The 24,049-nt window shown below is 51.5% G+C and carries 23 protein-coding genes and 5 pseudogenes; 2 read left to right on the top strand and 26 right to left on the bottom strand.

What is annotated here, in order from left to right; translation table 11 throughout:
- Positions 1-25: 25 nt before the first annotated feature.
- The 3 genes from CWR52_RS00135 to CWR52_RS00125 form a co-directional block, all read right to left on the bottom strand.
- Complete coding sequence (locus CWR52_RS00135; RefSeq protein WP_104948412.1) at positions 26-1,294, bottom strand: Y-family DNA polymerase; 1,269 nt, start codon at positions 1,292-1,294, stop codon at positions 26-28.
- A 2-nt stretch (positions 1,295-1,296) separates the two neighbouring features.
- The gene (locus CWR52_RS00130) at positions 1,297-1,716 is read right to left on the bottom strand and encodes a translesion error-prone DNA polymerase V autoproteolytic subunit (RefSeq protein ID WP_024907219.1); all 420 of its coding nucleotides are present in this window, start codon (positions 1,714-1,716) and stop codon (positions 1,297-1,299) included.
- Positions 1,717-1,888: 172 nt separating this feature from the next.
- Positions 1,889-2,446 (bottom strand): recombinase family protein, encoded by a 558-nt coding sequence (locus CWR52_RS00125; RefSeq protein ID WP_104950873.1) that lies wholly within the window; start codon positions 2,444-2,446, stop codon positions 1,889-1,891.
- Between the two features lie 394 nt (positions 2,447-2,840).
- Between CWR52_RS00125 and CWR52_RS23565 the strand changes: the two are divergent.
- Positions 2,841-3,320: pseudogene (locus tag CWR52_RS23565) on the top strand (phage tail protein); the annotation flags it as partial.
- Between the two features lie 90 nt (positions 3,321-3,410).
- On the opposite strand, the gene CWR52_RS00115 reads toward CWR52_RS23565, so the two are convergent.
- Positions 3,411-4,667: a tail fiber domain-containing protein gene (locus CWR52_RS00115; RefSeq protein ID WP_104948411.1), complete on the bottom strand. Its 1,257-nt coding sequence runs from the start codon at positions 4,665-4,667 to the stop codon at positions 3,411-3,413.
- Between the two features lie 126 nt (positions 4,668-4,793).
- Here CWR52_RS00115 and CWR52_RS23510 point away from each other — a divergent pair, with 126 nt between their 5' ends.
- Positions 4,794-4,922: a hypothetical protein gene (locus CWR52_RS23510; RefSeq protein ID WP_282558196.1), complete on the top strand. Its 129-nt coding sequence runs from the start codon at positions 4,794-4,796 to the stop codon at positions 4,920-4,922.
- Positions 4,923-5,119: 197 nt separating this feature from the next.
- Here the strand turns inward: CWR52_RS23510 and CWR52_RS00110 are convergent, their stop codons facing one another.
- The 22 genes and pseudogenes from CWR52_RS00110 to CWR52_RS00005 form a co-directional block, all read right to left on the bottom strand.
- Entirely contained in the window at positions 5,120-5,761 is a 642-nt protein-coding gene (locus CWR52_RS00110; protein ID WP_104948410.1) for a hypothetical protein, read from the bottom strand.
- Positions 5,758-6,066 (bottom strand): hypothetical protein, encoded by a 309-nt coding sequence (locus CWR52_RS00105; protein WP_047749202.1) that lies wholly within the window; start codon positions 6,064-6,066, stop codon positions 5,758-5,760. Before CWR52_RS00105 ends, CWR52_RS00110 begins: the two co-directional genes overlap by 4 nt.
- Before the next feature lie 61 nt (positions 6,067-6,127).
- Complete coding sequence (locus CWR52_RS00100) at positions 6,128-9,499, bottom strand: host specificity protein J (protein ID WP_348982982.1); 3,372 nt, start codon at positions 9,497-9,499, stop codon at positions 6,128-6,130.
- 53 nt (positions 9,500-9,552) lie between these two features.
- Positions 9,553-10,269: a YnfC family lipoprotein gene (locus CWR52_RS00095; protein ID WP_104948409.1), complete on the bottom strand. Its 717-nt coding sequence runs from the start codon at positions 10,267-10,269 to the stop codon at positions 9,553-9,555.
- 53 nt (positions 10,270-10,322) lie between these two features.
- Positions 10,323-10,913 carry a tail assembly protein gene (locus CWR52_RS00090; RefSeq protein WP_104948408.1) on the bottom strand — a complete coding sequence of 197 codons (591 nt, stop codon included), beginning with the start codon at positions 10,911-10,913 and terminating at the stop codon, positions 10,323-10,325.
- A pseudogene (locus CWR52_RS00085) lies at positions 10,913-11,633 on the bottom strand (C40 family peptidase). The gene CWR52_RS00090 and the pseudogene CWR52_RS00085 overlap by 1 nt, the downstream one beginning before the upstream one ends.
- 1 nt (position 11,634) lies before the next feature.
- Complete coding sequence (locus CWR52_RS00080) at positions 11,635-12,390, bottom strand: phage minor tail protein L (protein ID WP_104948407.1); 756 nt, start codon at positions 12,388-12,390, stop codon at positions 11,635-11,637.
- Positions 12,387-12,734 (bottom strand): phage tail protein, encoded by a 348-nt coding sequence (locus CWR52_RS00075; protein ID WP_047647960.1) that lies wholly within the window; start codon positions 12,732-12,734, stop codon positions 12,387-12,389. Before CWR52_RS00075 ends, CWR52_RS00080 begins: the two co-directional genes overlap by 4 nt.
- A gap of 54 nt (positions 12,735-12,788) precedes the next feature.
- Positions 12,789-13,574: a DUF6694 family lipoprotein gene (locus CWR52_RS00070; RefSeq protein ID WP_348982981.1), complete on the bottom strand. Its 786-nt coding sequence runs from the start codon at positions 13,572-13,574 to the stop codon at positions 12,789-12,791.
- A gap of 94 nt (positions 13,575-13,668) precedes the next feature.
- Entirely contained in the window at positions 13,669-16,581 is a 2,913-nt protein-coding gene (locus CWR52_RS00065) for a phage tail tape measure protein (RefSeq protein ID WP_104948405.1), read from the bottom strand.
- Positions 16,578-16,796 (bottom strand): DUF1799 domain-containing protein, encoded by a 219-nt coding sequence (locus CWR52_RS00060; protein ID WP_025913014.1) that lies wholly within the window; start codon positions 16,794-16,796, stop codon positions 16,578-16,580. Before CWR52_RS00060 ends, CWR52_RS00065 begins: the two co-directional genes overlap by 4 nt.
- A 61-nt stretch (positions 16,797-16,857) precedes the next feature.
- Positions 16,858-17,199, bottom strand: coding sequence for a phage tail assembly chaperone (locus tag CWR52_RS00055; RefSeq protein WP_104948404.1), 342 nt, complete (start codon positions 17,197-17,199; stop codon positions 16,858-16,860).
- 64 nt (positions 17,200-17,263) lie between these two features.
- Positions 17,264-17,935, bottom strand: a complete 672-nt coding sequence (locus tag CWR52_RS00050; protein WP_046092062.1) for a phage tail protein — start codon at positions 17,933-17,935, stop codon at positions 17,264-17,266.
- Between the two features lie 66 nt (positions 17,936-18,001).
- Positions 18,002-18,412, bottom strand: coding sequence for a DUF4128 domain-containing protein (locus tag CWR52_RS00045; protein WP_104950867.1), 411 nt, complete (start codon positions 18,410-18,412; stop codon positions 18,002-18,004).
- A complete protein-coding gene (locus CWR52_RS00040; protein ID WP_104948403.1) occupies positions 18,409-18,993 on the bottom strand; it encodes a hypothetical protein in 585 nt (194 codons plus the stop codon). Before CWR52_RS00040 ends, CWR52_RS00045 begins: the two co-directional genes overlap by 4 nt.
- Position 18,994: 1 nt before the next feature.
- Positions 18,995-19,344, bottom strand: a pseudogene (locus CWR52_RS00035) (hypothetical protein).
- Positions 19,344-19,826 (bottom strand): DnaT-like ssDNA-binding protein, encoded by a 483-nt coding sequence (locus CWR52_RS00030; RefSeq protein WP_046092058.1) that lies wholly within the window; start codon positions 19,824-19,826, stop codon positions 19,344-19,346. Before CWR52_RS00030 ends, CWR52_RS00035 begins: the two are co-directional and overlap by 1 nt.
- A 110-nt stretch (positions 19,827-19,936) precedes the next feature.
- Entirely contained in the window at positions 19,937-20,134 is a 198-nt protein-coding gene (locus CWR52_RS00025) for a hypothetical protein (protein ID WP_129546943.1), read from the bottom strand.
- Between the two features lie 8 nt (positions 20,135-20,142).
- Positions 20,143-21,096 (bottom strand): major capsid protein, encoded by a 954-nt coding sequence (locus CWR52_RS00020; protein ID WP_046092056.1) that lies wholly within the window; start codon positions 21,094-21,096, stop codon positions 20,143-20,145.
- Between the two features lie 11 nt (positions 21,097-21,107).
- Positions 21,108-21,880: pseudogene (locus CWR52_RS00015) on the bottom strand (hypothetical protein).
- Positions 21,881-21,960: 80 nt separating this feature from the next.
- A pseudogene (locus CWR52_RS23225) lies at positions 21,961-23,057 on the bottom strand (hypothetical protein).
- 1 nt (position 23,058) lies between these two features.
- On the bottom strand, positions 23,059-23,703 hold the full coding sequence (locus tag CWR52_RS00005; protein ID WP_201268162.1) for a DUF4055 domain-containing protein: 645 nt from the start codon (positions 23,701-23,703) through the stop codon (positions 23,059-23,061).
- Positions 23,704-24,049 lie beyond the last annotated feature (346 nt).

Below are 24,049 nucleotides of genomic sequence, written 5' to 3'. Positions count from 1 at the left end.
TATGCTGGTTAAAATAAATGTGACCTTATTTTACGCAAATAAGGTCACAATATCTTGTTGTATATCGTGGCGAAAGCATTTCACGCTTCATCTGCCACTGCTGCTGAATGCCCTGTCCGGCAAAGTAGAGTGTTCCTTTTCCGTTTTTTGCGTTCAGGTGATCGAGCACTTCCATCAACCTTTCGCTACCAGCGCGCGGCGCGTTCTCATCGAAAAGGTTCAGCTGCGCCACCCCTTGGCTGAAAAAATCTCCCAGCATGATTCCTGCCTTTTGATAGCGGTGCCCGTCCTTCCAGATTTTGTCCAGGCACTTTACCGCGGCGTTGATAATGTCGCGGGAATCCTGAGTGGGTGTAAGAAGCTTCATAGATGCACTGTTACCGTAATACGGCTCGTTAAGCGCAAAGGGAGAGGTTTTCACGAACGCAGAGATAAAGCGGCAGTACTGATGCTCACCACGCAATTTTTCAGCACCACGGGCGGCATAGCTGCAGATAGCCTGGCGCATCTGCTCATACTCAGTCACGCGTTCGCCGAATGACCGACTGCAGACGATTTCCTGCTTAGCCGGTGCAAACTCCTCCAGATCCAGACAAGGCTCGCCGCGCAACTCCCGGACCGTTCGCTCGAGTACCACGTTAAAGTGTTTACGGATAATCCACGTACTCTGCTCTGAGAGGTCCAGAGCCGTTTTAATACCCATGGCGTTAAGCTTCTTACTGATGCGGCGGCCAACGCCCCATACGTCCTCAACCGGCACAATAGACAACAACCGACGCTGGCGATCGATATTGGACAAATCAACCACTCCGCCCGTCTGCCTCTGCCATTTCTTGGCGGCGTGATTTGCCAGCTTGGCGAGGGTTTTCGTCTGCGCGATGCCAACCCCGACAGTCAGGTGCGTACGCTTCAGAACCGTAGCGCGGATCTCTTTGCCGAACTCCGCCAGGTCCCGGCAGTTCCTAACGCCCGTCAGGTCACAAAATGCTTCATCGATACTGTAAATTTCAACGCGGGGGCTCATTTCTTCAAGCGTCGTCATTACCCGGTTCGACATATCAGCATACAGCTCATAGTTGCTGCTGAAGCAAACAACGCCAGCGCGACGGAAAAGCTCCTTTTGCTTGAAAAATGGCTCCCCCATGGTAATTCCAGCGGCCTTGGCCTCGGCGCTTCGTGCGATTACGCAACCATCATTGTTCGACAGAACGACCACTGGCCGCCCCCTCAGATCAGGTCTAAACACCGTCTCGCATGATGCGTAGAACGAATTCACATCACAGAGTGCAAACATGCTCAGCTCGCAGATTTAACGATGAAAGTCACAACACCGAAGACATCGAGCGTGTCCTCGCTACCGACTATGATCGGTGAGTACGCGCTGTTCATTGGAATGAGCTGCACTGTCGGGCGCAGCTGCAGGCGTTTAACAGTGAATTCCCCTTCCACCGCGGCGATGACAATGTCTCCATGTTCAGCTGTGCGCGAACTGTCCACCACTAGTAGATCACCGTCACTAATCCCAGCTTCGATCATTGAATCACCTGCGGCTTTGACGAAATAGGTGGAGCTCGGATGAGCGACAAGTAACTCATTGAGATCGATACGCTGTTCAACGTAATCAGCTGCGGGACTTGGGAAACCACACTGAACTAAGTCACTGAAAAGCGGGAGAGCGATAATTTCTCGCAGTTCTGTTGGCCTGATGAATTCCATTGCATACACCTCAAATACTGTTTTTATATACAGTAGTTTCATTTTTATGGGTACGCAATACACCGGCTCACATGTGGTTGTTCAAAGCTTCACCGCTTCGTTTCTAAGTTTCTATGTCGCTTCGAATTATGGTTTTTGTAAATTTTATGCCCGTAACCCTTTGTGCGCAGATTTAAGCCGCTTTTGAAACGGGGAATTTTTTATACAGTGTGCACACAGCCACATCGTAGATGATCGCCACCTGCTTTCTGTCCACGCCGTTCGCAATCAGCCGGCCCGCCTGGTCCCATTGTTCCTGGGTAAGCTTCGGACGCCTGCCGCCGATTCGTCCTTTCTCACGAGCGGCAGCCAGACCTGCCCGGGTGCGCTCCACAATCAACTCCCTCTCCATTTCCGCTAGAGCAGACATGATATGAAAGATGAAGCGGCCCATCGGGCTTGATGTGTCGATGCTGTCAGTGAGGCTCTTAAAGTGAATGCCGCGCTGCCGGAGTTCGTCCACCAGCAGCACCAGATTCCGCATGCTGCGCCCAAGGCGATCCAGCTTCCAAACCACCAGCGTATCCCCCTCATTCAGCGCCTTAAGAAGCTTTTTCAACGCTGGCCGGTTCGCCACTGTTCCGCTCATTTTTTCTTCGAAAATCTGCTCACATCCTGCGCGTTCGAGTGCTTGTCGCTGAAGATCCGTATTTTGGTCATTTGTTGACACCCTTACATAGCCAATTTGCATATTTTTCACCCAATAAATTCTGCAAAAAAATCAGGTGAAGTTATCGGCCTGGCCACTCAAGAGCAATCTATTAAACGTCGGTTTGGGAAGTAGCGCGACGAAGGACGTGGGAACAGCTGTAGGAAACGTAATGCAGGTGGGCGCGTTTGGCCTGGGGAATAGTGCAGCGCAGGTAATTACTGACGTGTGGGATAAATCATTAGGCAGCAGGTTTATTATGATGTCTCCATCAACTTCAGGCGGGCCACAATATTACTCTATGGGTATTAGAATATCTGAGCGCAGTTGGGGAAATGGTCCAAATGATGTTTCCCAGCAATCATTTTCTGCATTCTCGATGGGAGGAAAAAGATTCACATGGATGACAATGGCTGATGGGGTTAATTCTGGGTGGCTAGAGGTATATCATAACGGCAATACCACAAAGTCCAGTGATGGGACACTGAAAGCTGCCTCGCCTGTGATTAAACTTTTTTCCGATGGCAGATACCTGACCAACGATGAATCAGAGGGCTGTACTGTAACCCGTCTGGCCACAGGTGAATATCTGGTGGAAGGTTGTGAAGGGCTAAACTCGGACGCCGCATGGGGCGGCATTGATGGTGGTTTTGATATCCCCACAGACTGGAACAAACAGCCCCTGATCTGGCTGGATTATGAGGTTAATGCTGACGGTTCAGTGTTAGTGAAAACCTATCACCGCACGCATCCAGACGCGCCAGCATTCGCCAGAAATGAATTACTGGATGTTAATGATGGCGAACCGGTCGATATTCCGCGTGACCAGTTTGTCAGTATTCGAGTGGAAATGCCCGCGGACAGCATCTGGAATCAACGACAGAAAGATATAACGAGAGCTCCTGTAAAAGAGTAAGGCCTCTGAAAAATGCAGCCCGTCATATGCCGTATCGGGCTGTGGATGAATGTTCAGACTTCATGATTCAGCTATTTTAAAACGAAACCATTAATCTTCACGGGCGACCTTTTTTTCCAGGGACTCTATACGCTCAAGCATGGCTAAAATTGCTTCATGGTGGAGAGCTGCAGCAACCCCGTAAGTATCGACAGTTTTCACATCAGGAATCACTGTTCCGTCCTTAAGAGTAATGTCATAGCCACCTTTAACAGCTTCGGGAAACACTTGCTCAACGTCCTGAGCAATAAAGCCGTAACCCGTTGTTTCATTGTCTATACGCTCCCAACAGCAGCCCTTAATGGTTCTCATCTTTACGAGTGGATCAGATATGCGCATGATGTCTTTTTTTATACGCGCATCAGAGAGTGATACCCATTGACCACCTGTGCCACGCCCATCTGGGTAAAACATAAATGATGCTGCTGCCCCTCCTGATTCTGCCACCACATTTAACTGAACACGATCAAGTGGGGTAGAGCCGCTACGTATTGCACCAAACGCCCATGAACCGCTATACCACTTACCGACTATCTGATTAACATAATTCCCCTGAGATGAATCCGTTGTCGTATTGTTCATCTCAATGGAATTGTCACCTCCATTTCCTTTCCTAACACCTAAACCACCGCCGGCATTTGTATGCCAGTCAGTTGCTCCGCCACCAACACCATTGATTGTCACAGCAGACGAAATCGTGCCCCCGGTCTTCCCGTTTACCGTACCCAGGCGCGAATCATCCCCGGCCGCCACGGTTCCGGCAGCCGTTCCCACGTCCTTCGTCGCGCTACTTCCCAAACCGAGGTTTGCGCGAGCGCCTGATGCAGTAGCCGAACCGGTACCGCCCTGGGTAACAGATAGCGCAGTAGTGAGCCCTTTCAGCTCTGTTATATCGCTGTTGACCCCCCTTCTGGCAAGTGCGCCAATACTTGGAATATTGACGGAGGTTCCATTGATGGTAACGGTGATGGTCTGGTTTGCTGAGGTAGTGGCGAACGTCTCCCACGCGCCAATGTTCTCGTCATACTCTTTGATGAGCTGCGACATCGCCTGTGCCAGTCCGTCGACAGAGATGTTGTCGGACACCAGTATTCCATACTTCTGGCCGTTCAGCGCCGGGGAAGCAGCAGGCGTAACCGTCATTGACGTGGCGCTGTTCACAGATGAAATCTGGAACATCTGCACCGGGTTAGACATGACGATGATCGTCTGGCCAGCACGGACCTGGCTGGCTGGCGCAGTCCAGTTCGTACCCGTTCCGGTGGCTGTATTTCCGTTGATAGCAATAGTGCCAGTGTTATAAAGCATGAACTACCTCACGATAATAACGATCGTTTAAAGCGATCAATAAAGTAAAATTGATCGCTCTTATCAATCTGACTAATTTTTAAACTCGAATAAAATGGATATTCCCGCAGATACAGGAATGTAGAAATGAAACGATTATTTGCCGTGGCACTTTTGCTGGCGGCTGGCTGTGCCAATAAAGACAGAGACTATGCCTTTAAAATGGATTACCCGGTGGATGCGGCGCGCTTATCTCTGGGGGAGATATTCACGTAAATATCGACTGCGCCACGAGGGAAGTTAACGTAATTTCAGACAGCAGCAATGGCATTTTCAGCCGACATATAAATAAGCGGCTAAGCAATATCTGTTATAAGAAAACGGATAAGCTTGATGTCGTATACCGCTTCGAACCTGCAAAAGGTGTGAAGCAAAACATGATCGCTACTCAATACCCGCGCGTCCCGCCCGTATCAAATTCCGACAAACTGAGCGATGGGAATTCGTAGCCCTCGCCCCTGAAGTGTCTGGCTCCAGTTGCGCTGATTTTTTGTGATGTACCTCCCCTGCAGCTGTGAGCCTGTCCATTTGAGTACGATTCCTGAATAACCAACGACAGTTCCGTCGTCGCTGAGGTTGCCTGGGCAGTTGTTAACCAGAATCCACGGATTAAAACCCAGGTTTATCGCAAAGGTATTGTTCTGCAGATCGTAATTGGTAGGCACGTCGAAAAAGCCCACCACGCGCGGCATTTTCGATGCCGAGGCGGCGCTCCAGATAAGATTCCCCGCGCTGTCGAAGACATCCAGATATCCGCTCTGCATTCCAACGTTTCTGGACGTGCGTATCATGCTGCCCGCATTGTCTTCCAGAAGGTCAGCTCCTGGTAAGCCATACTTATTAGTATCCAGCTGCAGCCAGCGCAAATTCCCATCATTCCAGAATTGCGGCTGGGTAATACCCAGAGTGCTTCCGTTTCCGAAAGGGCTATCCACGCGGTAATAACCTTTGTCAGTCACTGCACCGAGCGCACGCTGATCATAAAAAAGTGTCGACCTGTTTTGTGAATCAACCAGCAATTTTCCAGCGCTGTTATAAACTTCGAATCCACTCATTGAAAGTTATAAACCTCCATATTAAGAGTTATCGAAATACTGCCGCCGCTCGGTAAATAAAAAACGGTAAAGCCACCATTAAAAGCCCGGCAATAATATTCATTTATTACTCCTGCCGAACTCGCCGATACGATTGATATAAATGACCCGTCCTGCGTTACCCCGGAAAAGGAAACGTCCTTAGCCGTTTCCCCCGCCGCAAATGTTACGGACGTGCTTCCAATATACCGGATAGCATAATCACTTAAATCAACGGCAATACGCCCGGCGCCGTCCCAGCATTGCAAACCCTGTGGCATTACCATAACCCCATTCTGACGCGCAGCACGTTGTTGCTGTCGTAGATTTGAATGAGAGTGCTAGATATCAGCATCCTACCGCCCCGGCCACTCCGTTAATTTCGAACGTTCCTCCCTTATCAAGCTTCCAGCCTGCAGATCCAACCACATAATTATTCGACTGGATATAGTTGCCGATTTTGGCGTTCTCAATGGTACCATCCTGGATGAAGCTGGCCCTGATGAACGTCTGCCCGTTCTGGATCACAAATGGCAACGCCACGCTGTTTCCGGCAGCAGTGGTAACGGCAAAACGATCAGCAAGGAAAATAACCTGTGACTGCATGCCGGATGGCGTATTCTCCACCCCGATCCCCATGCCTGCGGCGTAATACTGGCCATTACTCGTTACCCCAACCTTGATGTTGTACATCGCGCTGAGTTGGCCGTTTACGTTCGCAATGGCCTGGGCGTTCGTTGTTATCGCCGCCGTATTACCGTTTATGGTCGCAGTGATGGCGTTTATCTGCGTCGCCGTGGCCTGCTGATAATTCGAAACCGTCTGGCTCAGACTGTTGATGGATGCCGTATTGCCGTTGACGTTCGTCTGCAGGCTCAGCAATGCGCGTGCCGTTGCCTCCCTGTCAGTGACGATCACCTCATCGATGCGGTCCAGCTGCGCGCTGTTACCGGCAACCGAAGCCGACAGGGTTTTACGCGTGGCCACTTGGGCGAGATTGGCCTGGATTATCGCAATTGCCGAGTTCTTCACACCTCCTGTCATGCCGTCCATCGAGACAGAAATCTCGTCTATCTTCACTTCGGCCTGTGCCAGCCCGTCAGCGCTCTCCTGGATGTCTTTCGCCTGCTGCTCGAGTTCGTCAGCATGGTTTTTGATTTCGTCAGCCATGCCAGCAATTTTTTCGTTGCTGTCCACCGCGTTCTCGATCAGGTCCTTGAAGGTATCCGAGTCTTTAATTTCCTCCAGTATCACATCGGTGATGTCGGAAACATCAATACTGGCCTGTCCTCGCACCCATTCTGTGTACCCTGATTCGTTGCCGCTGCGGTCCACCAACTGCGCGCGGTACCAGAAAATCTGCCCAGCCTTAAGGCCCATCTGCTGATATTTGCGCTGCGGGTAAGGCACATCGGCCAGCAGCATCGCATCTTCTTCGGTCCCGGTGAGGCTGTACTGAATTTCCGTCTTCAGCGTGTCGTCGGTATTCGCCGGGAATCCCCAGTTGAGCTCGATACCGAACACCACGCTTTCAGAAGCGATGAAGCCAACCGGCTTCGGTGGATTGCCCACTTTACCCGTCAGCGTTTTCTCTTCTGAATATCCCCATCCTGAGGAAATTTCAGCGGCATTGATTGCACGCACGCGCACCAGGTAGCGCCCGGCATAAATCCCCGGGACGTCGAATGATGTGGTGGAGCTGCGCGGCACGTTAACCCAGTTCCCGTCGTTGCGGCGCCATTGCGCCTCATAGGCGATGGCATTTTGTGCCTGGTCCCAGCTTACGCGCATGGTTTCGACGCTGATATTTTGCTGAATCACCGAAAACGAGCTGATCGCGATATTGGCTGGCTGCAACTGGTTACCTGGAGGAATGATACTCACCGGCCGCTGATCAATGATGGCACCCGTATCGATTCGGGCATATTTATCCGGATTATGATTTGCCCCCGCGATGGTATATGTCCCGTCATTGTTATCGGTGACACTAATTACCCTGTACTGCTGCGCATAAAGTTCGTCAGATTCAATAACCCATACAGCCTCAGCCTGCGGAAGTTCACTAAAGGCGGTTGTCACGGTAACGATTTCACCGGACAGGGACTGTATCGTTCGGGATTGGGTGATACCCGACGGCAGGTTTACCATTATCCTGTCACCGGCCTTAGCACTTGGAACCCGGTCAAGTTTGAGTACACGACGATTAACCGCGGATAATCGACCGCCTAAATCTCTTCCTGAAAGATTTCGGTCAGAAACAGCAATAATGTAGCCAGGCTGAGGGATATTGCCGTCCAGACCAACGTCAAACGTTACAATCCTATCTTTATTGTTGGTCAGGATCCCCCAGCGCCCTTTTCTGTTAGCCTCTGACTGCCGGGTGCAACCGATGGCGGTAATCTCAAGCTGGTTGAAACCATAGCGCGCCACCAAAGCCTGCTCGAAGACGGGCTCCATTGCATCAGCATACCCATTTGCCGGATCAGACCAGGATACAAGAGCGTTTGTATAGCGACTTATGGTTGTGCTGCTGGAATATACGAATTTGCCGTCGACAACGTTAGCATGCGTGTAGGTAAAATCGACATCTCTGGGCATGTCTGCAAGGGCAACAATCTGGTCGTCTCCCCAGTAGGTCATGCCTCGAAAAATGGCGGCGAAGTCACGCAGGACGGTGTAAGCGTCATTCCGATCCTGAATGTATACGTTGCAGATGTAACGAGGTTCAGTTCCGCTACCCCCCTTACCATCCGGTACCGGTTGATCACAATATTGAGCGACCTGATAAAGCGTCCATTTGTCGATATTGGCTGCCGTTAGCCGATTACCAAGGCCGAAGCGGTCAGTGACCACCAGATCGTAAAATATCCACGCAGGGTTGTCCGTCCATGCCCACTTAAATGCGCCCGTCCAGGTGCCGTTGTACGTTCGTGTTTCGGGGTCATAGTTATCGGGCACACGAATAACACGCCCGCGGGGCTCGCAGGAAATTTGCGGAATTGAGCCATTGAACTGGCTCGAGTCAAATTCAATGTACAATAGCGCAGTGTTCGGATATCGCAGTTTGGCGTCAATTACTTCTGTAAAGCTTTGCAGCGTCATCGTGTCGCCAATCTTCGCGCTATTGGCATCGGCTGTAATTTTTCGCAGCCTGATGGTCCAGGTGCTGCCCGCCTGAGGTAAATCAATACGGTGGCTGCGTTCATAACCAGAGGTGGTTTTCCCGGTCACGCTGGTATTTAGCACCGTCTGCCAGGTGCCGCCATCTGTCTGCAGGTCAATTGCGTAGTTGACCGAATAGCCAACCAGATCGCCATCGTCCTCCTGTTTGAAGAGAGAAGGCCATTTTAGACGCAGGCGAACAGCTGAAAGCTGCGTATTGGTGAACGTGCGCGTCCACGCTGAAGAGCTGGAAACTTCGGTACCTACATTGATTTCGTTTTCAGTACCTGGGATCCCTTGAATGTATTTTTGCGCCTGAGTTCCAGAACGAAACTCCCAAGCCACACCGCTGAAGTTCTGTGAACCATCTGAATTCTCAAGTGCGGTGCCATCGAGATAAATATCGCGCGCAGTGAGGCCACCAGCAAACTCCCCCTCTCCCAGCGCGAGAAGGATTTTTGCCTTGGCTACTGACTGCAGATCGTCTGGCTGTTCTGTAGGAGTTCTTGAGCTTGAACTGCCGCCCTTGCGGCCTTTAATAGCGGTTGCTATAGCCATATTGCGCCCATAAAAAAAGCCACCCGGAGGTGGCTTATTGAAATGTATTTAATCTAGTAGAATTCAACTTTCGTATTCGCTGTCATTAGTACTGGCTTCGGCACAGGATTCCCTGCGCTCTGCATTGTTACTTTACATATTTCAGGGACAAGCTTTTCACTATAATGACAAGTATTCGTTGCTGTATAACCTTCCGAGTAAACTGATGTGTTTATGATTTTATAATCAAGAGGCTTCCTGTCCTTATCAACATAAGATATTTCGTTTTTAGAGAGAATCTTTCCAGAACCATAAAACTCAGAACGTATCAAATTAGAACTATCATCATAAAAATGCTCAGATATTTTCTTACCCAAATAATAAGTATCTTTAATTAATCCATTCGAGTAAAGACTATATCGCAACTCGTCACCATTTTCATTTTTACTCAAAATATTACATTTTTCATCGAGCTGTATAGAGAAAGGTTTACCATCTCTCTGTCCAACAAGACTTCCATTGCTATTTTTTAGATTTGTTTCATGACCAGACGAAACGTTGTCAAGATCTAAGCTTTCGACACAACCATTCTTAGCCAGTCTGATGGCGATTTTATAAGTGACCTTACCATTTTCTTCAACATCAGTATCTAATGATTTGACAGCTCCTTTAACGGGATTGAAATCAAACATAGTAGATAAATTATAGAGGAGAGGTATGTAATGGTTATCAGCTAAAGCCATGCCTGAAAATAAGGAAGTACAAAGGAAAAGAGTAGATATTTTTTTCATTTTTGAATCTATGCTCAAGTTACCCCATATTAAGTAAGCCCATTACAGCATGCTTATTGCTGATCTTCAACATAGATACCGGCGGAGATGATCGCGCCACCTATACGGCGCCGACCATACAAGAGTGGTACCGGATTGCCCTGAGCTGTCGTATTTGTTACTCCACCAAAGGCATAACTGGCCTTGTTGTCTGCCGATTGCTTGCTGGCTAGCCCTGTTGTCTGTGGAGATAGCATTTGTACGGCACCGCCAAGGGCCATCGCAGCGCCAAATTGCATTAGAGGAACGCCAACAGCACCACCGCCAAAGTATGACGCCACAGCACCAACTGCGACCAAAGCCACACCTAAGATGGTCTGGAATATTCCACCACGTTTACTCCCGAGGATAACCGGCGCGATACGGATATCAGCGGTACTCAGATCCATAGAGAGTTCATCATCGTTCAGGTTACGCTTTCCACTGAATACAGCGTAAGTAAGCCCGCGCTGCTTACTGGTATTCAAAAAACGCTCGAAGCCTGGCACGATAACGCACAATGCGCGGATGGCTTCTTTTGGTGAGGCTACCGAAAGTTGGAATTCGCGGCCAAACGTACTACCAAGAACACCGTACAGGCGAACAGTACGGACGGATTCGCACATTATCCCTCCTGCATGATTAGGCTTTTATGCCTGACAATTTTCATGGTTCTCTCCATCCAGTAACCTCCATATGGCACACGTTGACTGAGGTGACCATAAAGATGATGGAGAAGCATGTTCCCCTCCAGCAAGATCCCTGAATGGTTCCACTTATTCGATTCCACCTGCATGATGATCAAATCGCCCGGCATTGGTGATCCACTGAATTCTCGGAACCCACATTCGTACCAGCAATCCTGATAGAAATTATCCGAATAGGAGTCCTCCCACCACGGATAATCAACACGGTAATCCTGAAGTTCGACATCATGCTCCTGTCGGAAATAGCTCATCACCAGCCCCAACAGTCGTAGTGTCCGAGCACAAACGGGCGCCCGAGCAACGGCAATTCACCTCGGGGAGTAATGGTACGAAAGTCTCCTTCAGGCCAACTGACAATATGCCAGGGCAGCAACGTTGCATCGCATTGAGCCTTGTCCAGTTCGCTTGGTTGGGTCGTCGCGTCAGGGTGACTATGTACGATTCCCGTTATCGTCCCCCAGTCTTCAGCAGCGGCGTAATCCTCTGGTGAAAGGTGAAACTGTTCCGTTGGTTCAGCAGCCAGATTACGGCATGGGAAATAGCGTTCCACCCGGCTTTTCTGCGCTATCACGCCGCAGCATTCGTGGGATAGTCTTTCGCAGCATGCGCCAGGATGTCCTGAATTGTTTTCTGACGCATGTTAACTCCTGATCAAAGATGTTCCTGGAAAACCACCGAAAGGAAGTTCATTGTGTTCACCAAACCGAAGCTTGCATGCGGTGAGCGTGCCGTTGCATTCATCCAATGAGGGATCGCTTACCGGATTGTTGTTTCTGTCGAAGTAAAGCGTGCCGGCATAATCGCACCCATCGCCGGTGCGGTACCTATTCCGAATGCACCATGTGCAAAGGGAATGCAGCTGTCTGGTCGGAATCATCAATCCCTGCAGATCCATCGGGCTGGTAAGAACAAACTCGATACTTTCACCGGGAAGCTCGCTATTTTTACCGTCGATATAGAAAACCCGCTTTCTCACCTGCAAGGGATCTGCTGTTGGATTTCCATCAGGGAAATTGCGCTCATCCAGGTAATGCGCAAAAGTGTCATGAATCGTAACTTTGGCCTGCAGCATATCGTCATAGGCCAGACAGAGCGCAGTGATAGAGCTGTCAATGTTGGCAACGGTGAGCGTCGGCTGGGCGCTGCTGCCATCGGTTGAAGCTTCCAGTCCCTCGAGCTTATATGGCCAGGCACCATACTCTTCGCCCTGCCACCAGATACTCTTCGCCTTTAACTTTGATTCGTCGCCACCAGCAGCCGCAATCTCTTCTTCAGTATGCGGGAGGTTATAAGCGTGAAAGCGCAGAACGTCGTCCAGACCAAACGCAGAACCGTCTACCTCAAGAAGACGTATTTTTTCACCAGGTTCGAGGCGTTGATAATCTTCAGTAATCATGGTGCGTATGCCTGTTTGAAGATTGCTTTTATGGTCATCACTTTGCTGGATAGCGGCTGGACTTTAATGGAATCAGCTTCAATCCGGTATAAACCGGTTTCGCCAACAGGAGACGTCCAGATAAAGGATTTTGTAATGTGCTTGCGGCAAAACCTCAGCGCATCGAGCATCTCAGTTTTTTTTCCCGTTAAGGTCATCGGCCATGACTGTTTTTCAGGGTTAATGCCTTCACCGGCGATCTGTTCAAAGCCGTCTCCAAAGGAAGCAGAGCGCGTTACGTAAATAAACTCCCCTTCCATGCCCGCCTGAATCTGGGTTCGCCAGATAAATGTTTCGATCGCCAACTTTCCTCCGGGTATAAAAAAACCCGCCGAAGCGGGTTAAGTAGATACGTCAGCTCAAAGGTATCTTTTCTTTAGATCTTCAAGCCTGCTGTTTTCTTGCTCTGTAAAGCCAGAAGCATCAAACATCGCTTCTTTATTTGCACCATTTACTCTCGTTACTGTAACTGTGAAGACCGCATCAGCTGGAGCATCAACCTGCCCCCATTCAGAAAACTTATTCGGAGCCAATGCCCAAGTAGCTTCTTCACCCGGTTCAAGCCCGCCAGCAATTTCGTAGTTAAAATCTTTTTCCAGCCATGGAACTGAACGTCCATCGCTGGCTATCACTCCATTGAAGTACACACGGGAAATAGCTTTATCAGTATTGTTTTTCACAACAAGGCGAATAATAGGTTGTGGCTTCCCATACTCTTCAGGTTCCAGGCTAAATCGAGATGATAGAATCTGTACTTTTTTGAGTTCTTCTTTGGCCTTCTCAGAGTCAGCTTTTTTCTGTTCAAGCTCTTTGATTTCCTGAATAGCCTGCTCTTTCTGCTTAAGTTCCCTCTCGGCAGTTACTTGCTGAGCATAAGAGATGATTTCCTCTCCAGTTTTGCCAGACAGGGGCTCGCGCATCTTCTTGCTTAGATCTTCTTTGTCACTTTCTGACGATGCTCGCATTAGGTCAGCCATATTAATGTTACTGAACGCTACGACCTTTAAAGCGCTATCAAATTCTTCCCGTTTATTTTCCGGAAGAGATTCTCTGACCTTGGCTATAGATGATTTCATTGCGTCATCAGTTGATGAGTCAATTTTAGGTTTATCGCACCCGGCTAATAAGAAGGAAAGAAATAACACACCTACAATTTTTTTTCATGTCCCTATTCCATCAGTAAAAATTGAGATTAATCCTATCAGGAATTGGCATAACGGCAAAATCTGCGGAGGCACTTTATCTTGATTTCGTTGCATTCCAGATGAGACCTCCAGGCTGGAGCTGTTTGGCTATACCTGCGCGTACTGACTGATCAATGGTCTGCTTGTAAGCCCGAGAAATGGCGTCACTGTCATCAGAAGCCTGCTGCTGAGTGTTCTGGTTATGAACGATCACGGACGTTTGAACGGTTACGCCGCCAGTTGCCGAAGATTGCAGCCCATACATCGGGGCGCGGCCAACATAACCGCCGTTTGCATACCCCTGAGCTCCACGCATAAGCGCATACAGATTGCCGACACCCAGTGCACGGGTCGCTTCCTTCGTAAATACAAACTCACCGCCGTGTACAACGCCTTTCGGTTGGTATTTACCGCCATCTCCCGTGTAGCCGCCTCCATCAAAACCTGGGACCAAACCACCACCTGAGAAACCAAAGAACGCGCCGATACCGGTTCCACCAAACGCTGACTTCATTCCATTAACCAGAGCCAGTTGGGTCAGCATCTGGGCGATGCCCTTGAGGAAAGTGGAAAGGAAATCTGAGAAGTTAGATTTACCTGTTGTGAAGAAATCAGTCAGGGTGCTGGCCATCCCGGTGAACGCGTTACTAGTAACCGTCTGCACCTGGGAGTAAACATTGGTCGCGCTGTCTTCGAAATCAGCCCATCCCTTTTTCGCGCCGGTCAGCCAGTCACCGCGTAGCTGATCCTCAGCATCATAGTAATCGTTAGCTGCCTTAAGCTGTTTCTGATATCCCTCTTCATCAAGCGAACCACCAGTATTTTTCCAGCCGGCGGCGAGCTGACTTTTTGCCAGCTCACGCTGCGCCTGGCGGTCACTCATCCCCGCGCCACCCAGTAATGCGGCCTGTTTCTCAGCCATCTGCGTGACGTATTTCTGCGAGGTATCTATGCGCTTATTAAGCAGTTCCTGCACGGAAATCTGATCACCCAACAGGGCTTTCTGCCGTGCCAACTGAAGCACCTGGTCTTTACTCGCCAGCAGGGATTGCTCCTGCTTTGTCAGTGAACGTGAACGCGAGGCCTCCTCCAGCACCTGAAATTTCGCTTCAGTCGTCCACAGTTCTTTGCGCTGCTGGCTGATAGTGTCGTTCAGCCCTTTATGCTGCTGTAGCGCGCGTAACTGTGCCTGAAGCGCCAGCAGCTCGGCCTGGGCAGCATCCGTTCTGCGATCGCCAGCCGAGAAAGTGCTCTGCTTTCCGGTTTTCGTCTTTTTGCCAAAAGAAGCGACTCCTTCCCGATCCTTCTGGGTGGTTGCGGTACTTATCTTTCTGGTCGTATCGAGGTATTTACCTGCGCTCATATCAGCCGCATCCCAGTCTTTTTTCAGCTGAGAAACACTGTCGCCATAAGCGCTGGCCATTTGTTCGTTATAGTCCTGCCATCCCTGCAAAGTATCCGTTTTCGCCCAGTCAGGAATGAGATTAATCGCAGCCGCGATAGAGGAAGAAATGATCTGGTTCAGCTTCTGGAAAACGATCGCAACGCTGTAATAAATTGCGTTGAATTCCTTCAGAGTGTTTGATGCCAGCTCAGCTACCCACTGACCGATACTCTGCATAGCCCCAGACGCCCAGCCCTTGATATCCAGCCACAGTCGTCCAAACGGTGTCAGCGAGTCGTAAGCCTGCTCTCCACGTTCTGCCATCGTATCGCCAAACAGGTCCATAGCCTGCGTAACGGCCGCTGTCTGGTCCTTTTGCTTCACCAGCTCATCAATGTGCTTAAGCTGCGAAACGGTCAGGAAATTATATTGTTCGTTGAGACTCTGCAGCGCTTTAACAGGATCTTTTTCGATGTCCTTATAGGCTTTGGTGATGTCCTGCGCTGAGACTATACCGGTCTGAACCGCCAGCGCCGTAGAGCCCGCTGCTTTTTCAAGTTGCTGCTGTGTCAGCGATCCCATGCCAACCAGCTCAGTCATCAAACTCTGAACGGTACCTACAGTAGCGCCAGTAGAGGCAGCAATAGACTGAGAGGAAGCCATAATCTGGAGCGCTGACGTGCCGGCAATATTGCCAGTCCTGATAATGGCCTTGTTGATTTCGTCGTAGGCGGTGAAGTAGTCCGCTCCCGCTTTTGCAGCAATCAGAACAGCACCGGCCAGGCCACCAATGGCCACTCGGGCAGGAGTCACCATCGACAACATCGCTTTCAGAGCATTGCCTACACCTCCAAACGAATCGCGCAGCTGGCCGCCCTGCTGAATGGCTACCATATAAACCGGCATACCAGACGCCAATGAAGTTACGATGTCGGTCATTTGCATTGGTAGATAACGCATCGCGTTGCGGTATTGCCCCGCGCTGATCGCTCCTGAATTCCACGCTTCCTCCTGCTCTTTCAGTCGGGCGATCATCGGTGCAGCACGATCGGACACGCCAAGTTGGGCTGCTTTTAGCTCTAATAGTTCTGCGCGCGTTTTTCCGATTGCTGTGACCTGCTCTTCCAGCGAATCGATAAAGGTTTTGCCCGCCGCAGCTGCACGCTGTGCTGCCTGTGCCTGTTCAATGCGAGCCCGCCCCTCTGCGGTCTCACACTCCATGACCTGCGCCAGTTTAGCTCGGGTCGTCTCAAGCACGCTGTTGTAGCGAGTAAAGTCTTCATCCCCTACCAGCCCTTTACCGCGAAACTTCGCCAGGCTCTCCTGGATCGTGTCCAGTTCATCCAGCGCCTTGTTTACCGGGCTAATTTTATTCAGCAGGTTCTGCAACTCCTGGCGCTGTTGCTTCAGACTTTCGCTGTTTTTCTTTTGGTTATCGATACCGGTGCGGAACGTACTGTTCAGGTCATCAGCTTTACCTGCCGCGGCGGTCGCGGTTTCCTGAAAGCGATCCAGTGCCTGATTACCGCGCTCCAGCTCACTGGTATTTACACGCAGGGAAATCGTGGCGATATCGTTACTCATTCCGCCCTCTCTTTATGCATAATTTTTAGCGCAGCACTTTCCATCACCCGGATGTCCGAAAGCGCGGTTGCCTCGTCGTCGACGTTGTGCAAACGCATCACCCAGGGCAAAACGTTATAGTCGAGCCCGGACGCGCCCCCCATTCCCGTTCGCCATTGCGTACTGACAGTCTGAAACACCAGGAATGAAGTCCATACATCTGGCCAGACGTCGATGTATTGATCGTCGTAATCATCCGGCGTAAGCCCGTATGGTGCTAGGTCTGCCGCTGTGGGTTCAGGCGTATAGAACGCAGAGGCAACCGCTATCAGTTTTTTTCGCGCTGCCCATCAGCTCGCGGTAGTAGGTTTCCGGGATGGCCTTCATCGCCGCCGGATAGTTTTCCAGCAGCACCGACAGGTTTTCCGCGTTGAATGCATCCGGAAGTGCCCAGCCAGCAATGATTTCCATCAGAAAATCAGTGGCGGTTTTACCTTCGAGTTTTTCGAGGTCAGCCAGTTCTTTAAGTGGCTTGTGGTTGAACGTGAACGTCAACACGCCATCCTCAGCGCCAGCTCGGGGGATCGAGACATTGGCCTTGAATGTAGGTTTTGGCTGAAGGGAGAATTTGGTCGCCATCGATACCTCTTAACGAAAAAAGCCTCCATTATGGGAGGCATGGAATAGTGAAAGCTCTGACGGGTCAGGCGGCAGCGTCAGTTACCTTGTAGAACGTCATCGCCGGTGACTGCAGGTTCAGCACCACACTTACTGTCTCTACCTCGTTAACCGCAGTAGTTGGCGTATCGTCAAAGGACGCCGTGGCCGCCCAGTAACGGTTTTCCTTCGCCTTCGGCACGTACATGTAAGCCGCAACCGTCTCTTCGTCTTCGTCCAGTTGGCGCAGCAACGGATATACCGGGAGAGTTGAGTCGTGAGCGATCGAGTAGGTCTGAGAGACAGCGGATTTATAAGTATTCAGGTTGCGCTGGCGATCATCGCTCAGGAACTGAATCTGTGTGGTGTTCTGATCGCCACCAGATTTCGACACCTCAGTAATTTGCGGCAGCTCGGTCCATTCAAGCACCTTGCGGATCGAACCGGTACCGCCACCAGCGGCATATTTGTTTTTGTTGGTGGTATTGATATTGCGAAGAGTTACGGCGCTTTCGGCAATCGCATCAATTTTTGCAATGACGTTATCAACACCGGACCAGTTGCAGTTCACATGAACAATATCACCCACCTTGAGTGCGTCCGCTTCACTCACGGTGATCACCATATTTTCGGCGTTCGTCGCCCCGGTGAAAGTAATGGCTGGGCCATAACCCGATGCCAGATAGACGTGAGCGCCGTTAGGCAATGCAAAGCCCATATTGGTTACTCCTTTAGAAACGGGAAAACCGGCAAAGTGCCGGTCAGTTTTAGAAGGTTGCAAGGATTAGCTGGAGATATCAGCTCGATAATTGAGACTAACGGGAATGGTATAAGAGACAGATGTAGTGATCCCGCGGAAAACACCAGGCGTTTGATCTATCCAGCATGTAAAACCCCTGCCTTCAATCTCCTGCCCCTCGGGGAACAATTCAGCCACGCGATCAGCCAGGGCCACAACATCGGTACGGCCTGTGCCGGCTGGGGCCACAACGTTAATCTGGTATACACCTGAATAAATGCGGCAGCGCAATCCAAGGTCTACCGTACGCGGCGTGGCGGGCATGTCATGGACAGCAAGATAGAGCCCATCAGATGGCGGTGTGAAAGGCACGTTTTCCCAGGCAACTGGGATCCCTTCAGCATCAGCCCACTCGCCGAGCCTGGCGGCCAGCGCCGCCGCGATATCGGGAATCATTTAGTCACCTCCCCTACTGCATCCTCAAAAAATCGCTGAAACTCAGCAGCAGTAATGCGTACCATCCCTCCCGGAGCCTGGGAAGAGTGCCCCATCTCCAGTCGATACGCGTAAGGGACGTTGTTGCAGAAATAAATAGCCTTCATCCCGACTTTGAACAGCGACAGCGTGTAATTTCCTGCGGCTTTTGTCAGATTTCCGGTTTTATCGACACGTCCCGTTTCATCTGTGGTCGGTGCATCAAAAGACACCTGCCAGTTGCCCCGAAACCGTCCACCGGTATATCCGGGCGGCGCTTTGATATCCATCCCATCCACCAGTCGAGCCTTCTTCTTAAGTCGCCCGGTTTTAGTCAGATTATTAGGGTTCGATTTTTGCGCTTCGTTATGGTCGTATACCGCCTGATTGTAAGAGGCTGCCGTCTGGTTGATGCCCCAGAGTTCGGGGTTGCCGACAGGTGACATAATCACCAGTTGATTAAGGATCCGAATGCCGACAGCACGTACGACCGCTTCCTGATTCGCTTTGGCTTTGTCCACGAACGCGGTGATGGCAGCCGTGAACGCCTTATTATCGTCCATGTTATGCCCTCAACTGAGCTTTGTAGCAGAGCACCACAGCGCCCGGTTTCACGGGTTTGGTTTAACTACGCGGTGGCTTACGCCGTCCACGTCGATCAGATCGCCGGTTTTAATGTCCTTCTCAGCACTGAAGACAATCCGTACATCACCGTTTTCAATGACGGTTCCATCAATTTCGCCTGGCGCGTAATCCGTCTTCACTCCTGTGGCGGTGAATTGGATATCCTCGGAACGATGCTCCACACCACCGATGACGATTAACGTGCCCTTACGCGTGACGTTGTATGCAATGCCGTTCTGCTTGAGCATACGAGTCGTTGTCGCCTGCATTCGCTGATAGTTGATGGCCATTACGCGCGCTCCGCGAAAGTATTGATTGCATATCCACGCCCACCAGCCAGGTTGCCGAGAATAGCCATTACCGCCGGGTAAGTTGGCGTAAACACCTCACCGTCGGCAACCGCATAAGTCATGGTTACGGCGCCTTCGACACGTTCGGTTTTAACCGCGGCCTCACGAACGCTTGAAAGCAAATCGCCATCAATCGCCTCGATAGCCAGCATGCATTGTGCGGTGATAACCTGCCGCGGCACCTGGTCGGGTGGGAAGTCGTGTCCATCCAGAATGACATTTGCGCGTGGCCAGGCCAGCGGCTGTCGAGGGTCTGCTTTGGAACCTACCCAATCAAGACCTTCCAGGTAGTCCATCGCCTTAATCAGTAATGGTGTGAGCTTTTCAGGCACCTCAACTCCTCTCAGCGTGGCAAATGACGCCAGTTCATCTTCGCTGGCGTAACTGTTAACGTCAGCGGCGGTGATATCAGTAATAATCATCTGAGCATCCGTTGAATGGGGCTTACGCCCCATCGGTTAGCCTGCAGCAGGTGCGATGAAGGTGATTTCCTCACTCGATTTAGCAACACCATCAACAGTACCAGTGACTGTTAAAGTACCTGCTGTATCAGAGGTAAGTTTGACCGTGGCCCACCAGCAGAGCCGGTTTGAGAACTGGCAGTGCTGAGCGTGCCGCCGGTTGAATTCCAGGCAACGGTTTTGCCGGAAACACCTGCGCCGTTTAGCGTGTACTTCAGGGAAATGGTGACCGCATCGGTGCTGTCAGCGGTTGCGGAGGTTTTATCCACTGACAGCGTTACTCCCCCGCTGCGGATCCCAGTTTAATTAGTACACCAGCCGTCGATTTGTTGCTGGTGAAGTGCTTCTTCCAGTTACCTGCAGTGCCGATTTTGGTCAGGTCCGGGTTGTCGCCTTTGGAGGTATCCCAGCTGTAACCCAGCAAATCGACATTAACAACGCCTTCAGCACGGTAGCCGATCGCCAGGTTTTCCTGATCGTTGATGTCGTAGGAACGGAACCCCGGCGCCTGCGACTCGGTGACGGTAACCGCTCCGGCTACCAGCCCAAGGATCGCATCAGCGTCCATGGTGTCGGTCACAAGCACAGGTTTACCCAACGTACCCGGCTGCCCGCCGTAAACTACCACGCCAGCTTCTTCGTAGATTTTGTTGGCGATCGCCTCATCCACGATGTCGAAGTAAGTAGCGGAGTGCATAACGAAGAGCACGACACGGTTGAACTTGTCGCCGTACTTACGCAGGCCGCGCGTTAGAGTCTTCTTACCATCTGTTTCGATATCGGCGGTAACCACCATATCCGCGTTGGCGCCGATAGCTGCCGTAAGCGCCTTCAGGCCGTATTTCACGTAGCCTTCCAGCGTCGCGTCAGCCACATCAGTGCCGATCACTTCGGAGAACTCGTCAACCGAGCGGCCGCGCCGTTTAAACGCTTCTTCGGTAGTTTCGTATGGACCGTATTTCCACGGCGCTTTGACCGATACGGCTTCACCGGCGCCAATCTTCTTACCCGTCACCTTTTCGGTGGAGTTAACGTCACGCGATTCGATTGAGCCGCCCACTTTGTAGAAGGCACGCTTGCGGAAGTCGCCTTCAATCAGTTCGTTATCCAGCAGGATCGCGCCGTTGGAGGACGCGTTGAAAATTGCCAGGTTGTCCTGGCGACGCTCGAGGAAAGCGGTCTGCGCCAGATCGTCATAAATGATCAGGTCACTATTAACAGTGGTAGACATGGGTTAATCCCTTATTTCGGAAGTTTGAGGAAGGTCTGCTGGCCATGCTTGCGGATGTAGTCCGCTTTGTCGCTGGCGCTCATTTCGGAACGTTTCAGGCTGCCAACGCCGTTTGGTTTGTGTCCGCCCGCGCCGGTGCCTTCTGCGCGTGGGAAACAGATGCGGAGCCGTCTCCTTAAGAGACTCCGCCCACTCAAGCGGGCTTAGTGGGTTTTGCCGTCTTTACCGAACAGAACATCGCCATTTGCATCAACTGCTACGGCCTCGCCTTCGTCGTTGAGCTGGAATGTGCCTTTGGCACGCAGAATCAGATCGTCGGATGCTTCCGGCAGCGCGCCAGCTTTTGAGGCTGCTGCACGGATTGCATCGCCCAGAACTCGATCCGGAATTTGTTGGAGAACGCTTCGGCTTTGTCCGCGCGTTCATTTGCGGCTTTAATCTGCTTATCAACGTCAGCACGCAAGACGCTCGGTGCGCTTATGCGAGCACCTCATCGATTTTTCCGGCGGCAATCAGCTTTGCCTCTTCGTCGTCGGAAAAACGCTGGAGAATGCCGCGCACAGCATCAGGATCGATACCATCGAAGCGTGACAAGGTTTCTTTTTTGCTGCTTGATGGTACCCAGCAGCTCAGAGTTTTTCGATTTCAGGCCCGTGACTTCGCTGGTCACACGCTCATCAATCAGCTTCTGGATTTCTGGGGTGATTTCGATACCACCGCCACCGCTGCCCTCGCCGCCGCTTTCAGGTGCGTAATATTTCAGAAGCATGTTTCGAATTAACATAATTTCCCCTCGGGATTTTGCCGGGCCTCGCCCATAAAAAAGCCCCGGCGGATGCCAGGGCGTGGAGTAAGATGTGATTGTTAGTTGTCTGTGCCTGAGAACTGCTTCAGCCGTTCCAGGCTGATCCACTCGCCTTTGTCAGTGAACATATCAGCCAGGTCGATTTCACCCGCGCGGAACAGACGTCCACGCTCGGCACCCAGAACCTGATCCTGGCGTTGTGCCGACTGGCGCGCGAGCCATTCCAGATACGAGGTTTTAGCTGGCACCTGGCCATCCATGCTGGCACGAGTGCCCTCGTCCATCTCATCAATATCAATGCCGAGTTCGCGCCAAGACTTGAGAATCAGAGTTTCAGTAGAACGGCAGCAGAAATGAATCTTCCCGGGTCCCTGCAGGTAAGGCACCTTATGCCCGACCGGTTTGTTATCCAGGGTGTAACGCAGCAGGTCACGAATAATGCAGTCGTGGCTGGTTTTATTGTCCAGCGTAGACAGCCACTGTTTGCCTTTCACGATATCGCTGTTGGCACTGGTGAAGCTGTTGCGCGCTGTGGCAGCCAGATGATTCACAGCTGTTTTAGCGATGCTGGCGGCGTTTGCCCTGCTCATCTGCAGCGCCCCGTCGCGATAGTCTTTGTTGGCGTGGCCACGAACATTGCACGCGATAGTTTCTACCGTGTCGCCAGCAAGATACCCCCTGCGGACGGCGTTCACGATACGCGCCAGCCTGTCCGATTCCAGATTCTCCGCCCACTCACTCAGCAGCCGCCCTGAAAGGGTTGCGCCATCGCCGCGGCATACACCATATCGGCGGTGATGCCCTGCAACGGATAGTGAGACAGGACCTGTGATGGCAGAAGGGAATCGAACAGGTTCAGCTGATAACTGGCTTCGTTCTTTGCCAGCGCCACCAGCTCACTCTCGAGCCCTGCCTGCATGGTGGCTACGGCCTGATGGTTAAGATCGCGCACGCTGCCCAGTAAACTCTGCAGGCGATTAACTGTGAAGCTCTCCGGCGGCAATCTGTCCAGCGCATCCAGCAGGCGTGCCGACAGTTCTGCGTCCGTCTCGCTGAGCAACTTCACCATCCGGTTTGCCACTCCAGTGGCGTAGCGGCTTAACCAAACGGAATGCGCGATAGATTCATCACGCAGGCTTTCGTTAATGGTGGGCATATCAGCCTCCCGTCAACGTTGGTGCCTGATTGCGAAGCGCATCAATAACCTCGTCCGGGCTGTCTGCCGGGTCAATGAGATCGAGCTTCTGCAGCGAGCGAATCATATCGCTATCGCGCAGCGCACCGGACTGCCAAGCGTTGACGATTGCCGTCACCATGCCAGACTCGGCAACCTTCGCTATGAATTCCTGATTGATGGTGTAACTCGTCGTTTCTCCCTTGATGCCGAGGTATTTCGCGCACCAGCCAAGTGCCAGCGTATAGGCCTCGGAAACGTTCGAGACGCAGATACCGAGCACCGACGTTGAGGATGTTTGCTCACCGCTCGCCTGGGTTGCCGTCTTCGCCGTGGCGTTCTGCTCAATCAGTCGGGCGCCCAGCTGCACCATGTAATCGCGTTTGCTGTCCATGGCCTCTTTAGCCAGCATGTTCGGCTGTGCCTGGGCATAACCAAACGAGCCCTCCTTGGGAAGCAAAAGCGGTGATCGGGAACCAATTTTCACGCCCTTCTTCTCGAGGTGATCGCGCCAGCCGGTATCGAGCCCAGTCATGTAGGGCTGCACCTGGCCACAGAACCAAACGCTGTCCTCATAGTCAGCGCTGTTTCGGTAATGACCGTGGTTTATCTCCACCAGCGCAGCCAGCGGTGAATCATCAATGGTAGGATCGTTGTTCTGGGCCCCGACGAATGTGAACGGGATTTCATCCCAGTAGTCCTTTCCTTTCGGCTTAGGGTGGTACTCACTGTCAACGGTGTAGGTTCCGCTTGCAGTGCCACCAGCCCGGCGCCATACCCGACAGATGAACCGCCCTTCTTCCAGCGCCAGCTCTCGGTACTGGATTTCATCCTTGTAAGCGTAACCATCCGGCTCTTCTACGCATTCACGAAGGACCACCAGCACCAGTTGATCGCGCCCATTGATACGCTTTGTTCGCCAGTTAGTGATGTTCTCTGCCGGATAGCGGAGGATGATCGCCTCATCGGAGGCT

Source organism: Enterobacter sp. SGAir0187 (genome assembly GCF_002952735.2).
GTDB classification, from domain to species: domain Bacteria; phylum Pseudomonadota; class Gammaproteobacteria; order Enterobacterales; family Enterobacteriaceae; genus Enterobacter; species Enterobacter quasiroggenkampii.
Note: the sequence above shows the minus strand (reverse complement) of the source record. Positions and strands in the feature narration are given on the sequence as shown.

Excerpts from the sequence above, each read along its gene's own strand:
- CWR52_RS00135 (WP_104948412.1), bottom strand. The coding sequence starts at position 1,294 with ATGTTTGCACTCTGTGATGTGAATTCGTTCTACGCATCATGCGAGACG.
- CWR52_RS00130 (WP_024907219.1), bottom strand. The coding sequence starts at position 1,716 with ATGGAATTCATCAGGCCAACAGAACTGCGAGAAATTATCGCTCTCCCG.
- CWR52_RS00125 (WP_104950873.1), bottom strand. The coding sequence starts at position 2,446 with ATGCAAATTGGCTATGTAAGGGTGTCAACAAATGACCAAAATACGGAT.
- CWR52_RS00115 (WP_104948411.1), bottom strand. The coding sequence starts at position 4,667 with ATGCTTTATAACACTGGCACTATTGCTATCAACGGAAATACAGCCACC.
- CWR52_RS23510 (WP_282558196.1), top strand. The coding sequence starts at position 4,794 with ATGAAACGATTATTTGCCGTGGCACTTTTGCTGGCGGCTGGCTGTGCC.
- CWR52_RS00110 (WP_104948410.1), bottom strand. The coding sequence starts at position 5,761 with ATGAGTGGATTCGAAGTTTATAACAGCGCTGGAAAATTGCTGGTTGAT.
- CWR52_RS00105 (WP_047749202.1), bottom strand. The coding sequence starts at position 6,066 with ATGGTAATGCCACAGGGTTTGCAATGCTGGGACGGCGCCGGGCGTATT.
- CWR52_RS00100 (WP_348982982.1), bottom strand. The coding sequence starts at position 9,499 with ATGGCTATAGCAACCGCTATTAAAGGCCGCAAGGGCGGCAGTTCAAGC.
- CWR52_RS00095 (WP_104948409.1), bottom strand. The coding sequence starts at position 10,269 with ATGAAAAAAATATCTACTCTTTTCCTTTGTACTTCCTTATTTTCAGGC.
- CWR52_RS00090 (WP_104948408.1), bottom strand. The coding sequence starts at position 10,913 with ATGTGCGAATCCGTCCGTACTGTTCGCCTGTACGGTGTTCTTGGTAGT.
- CWR52_RS00080 (WP_104948407.1), bottom strand. The coding sequence starts at position 12,390 with ATGATTACTGAAGATTATCAACGCCTCGAACCTGGTGAAAAAATACGT.
- CWR52_RS00065 (WP_104948405.1), bottom strand. The coding sequence starts at position 16,581 with ATGAGTAACGATATCGCCACGATTTCCCTGCGTGTAAATACCAGTGAG.
- CWR52_RS00055 (WP_104948404.1), bottom strand. The coding sequence starts at position 17,199 with ATGGCGACCAAATTCTCCCTTCAGCCAAAACCTACATTCAAGGCCAAT.
- CWR52_RS00050 (WP_046092062.1), bottom strand. The coding sequence starts at position 17,935 with ATGGGCTTTGCATTGCCTAACGGCGCTCACGTCTATCTGGCATCGGGT.
- CWR52_RS00045 (WP_104950867.1), bottom strand. The coding sequence starts at position 18,412 with ATGATTCCCGATATCGCGGCGGCGCTGGCCGCCAGGCTCGGCGAGTGG.
- CWR52_RS00040 (WP_104948403.1), bottom strand. The coding sequence starts at position 18,993 with ATGGACGATAATAAGGCGTTCACGGCTGCCATCACCGCGTTCGTGGAC.
- CWR52_RS00030 (WP_046092058.1), bottom strand. The coding sequence starts at position 19,826 with ATGATTATTACTGATATCACCGCCGCTGACGTTAACAGTTACGCCAGC.
- CWR52_RS00020 (WP_046092056.1), bottom strand. The coding sequence starts at position 21,096 with ATGTCTACCACTGTTAATAGTGACCTGATCATTTATGACGATCTGGCG.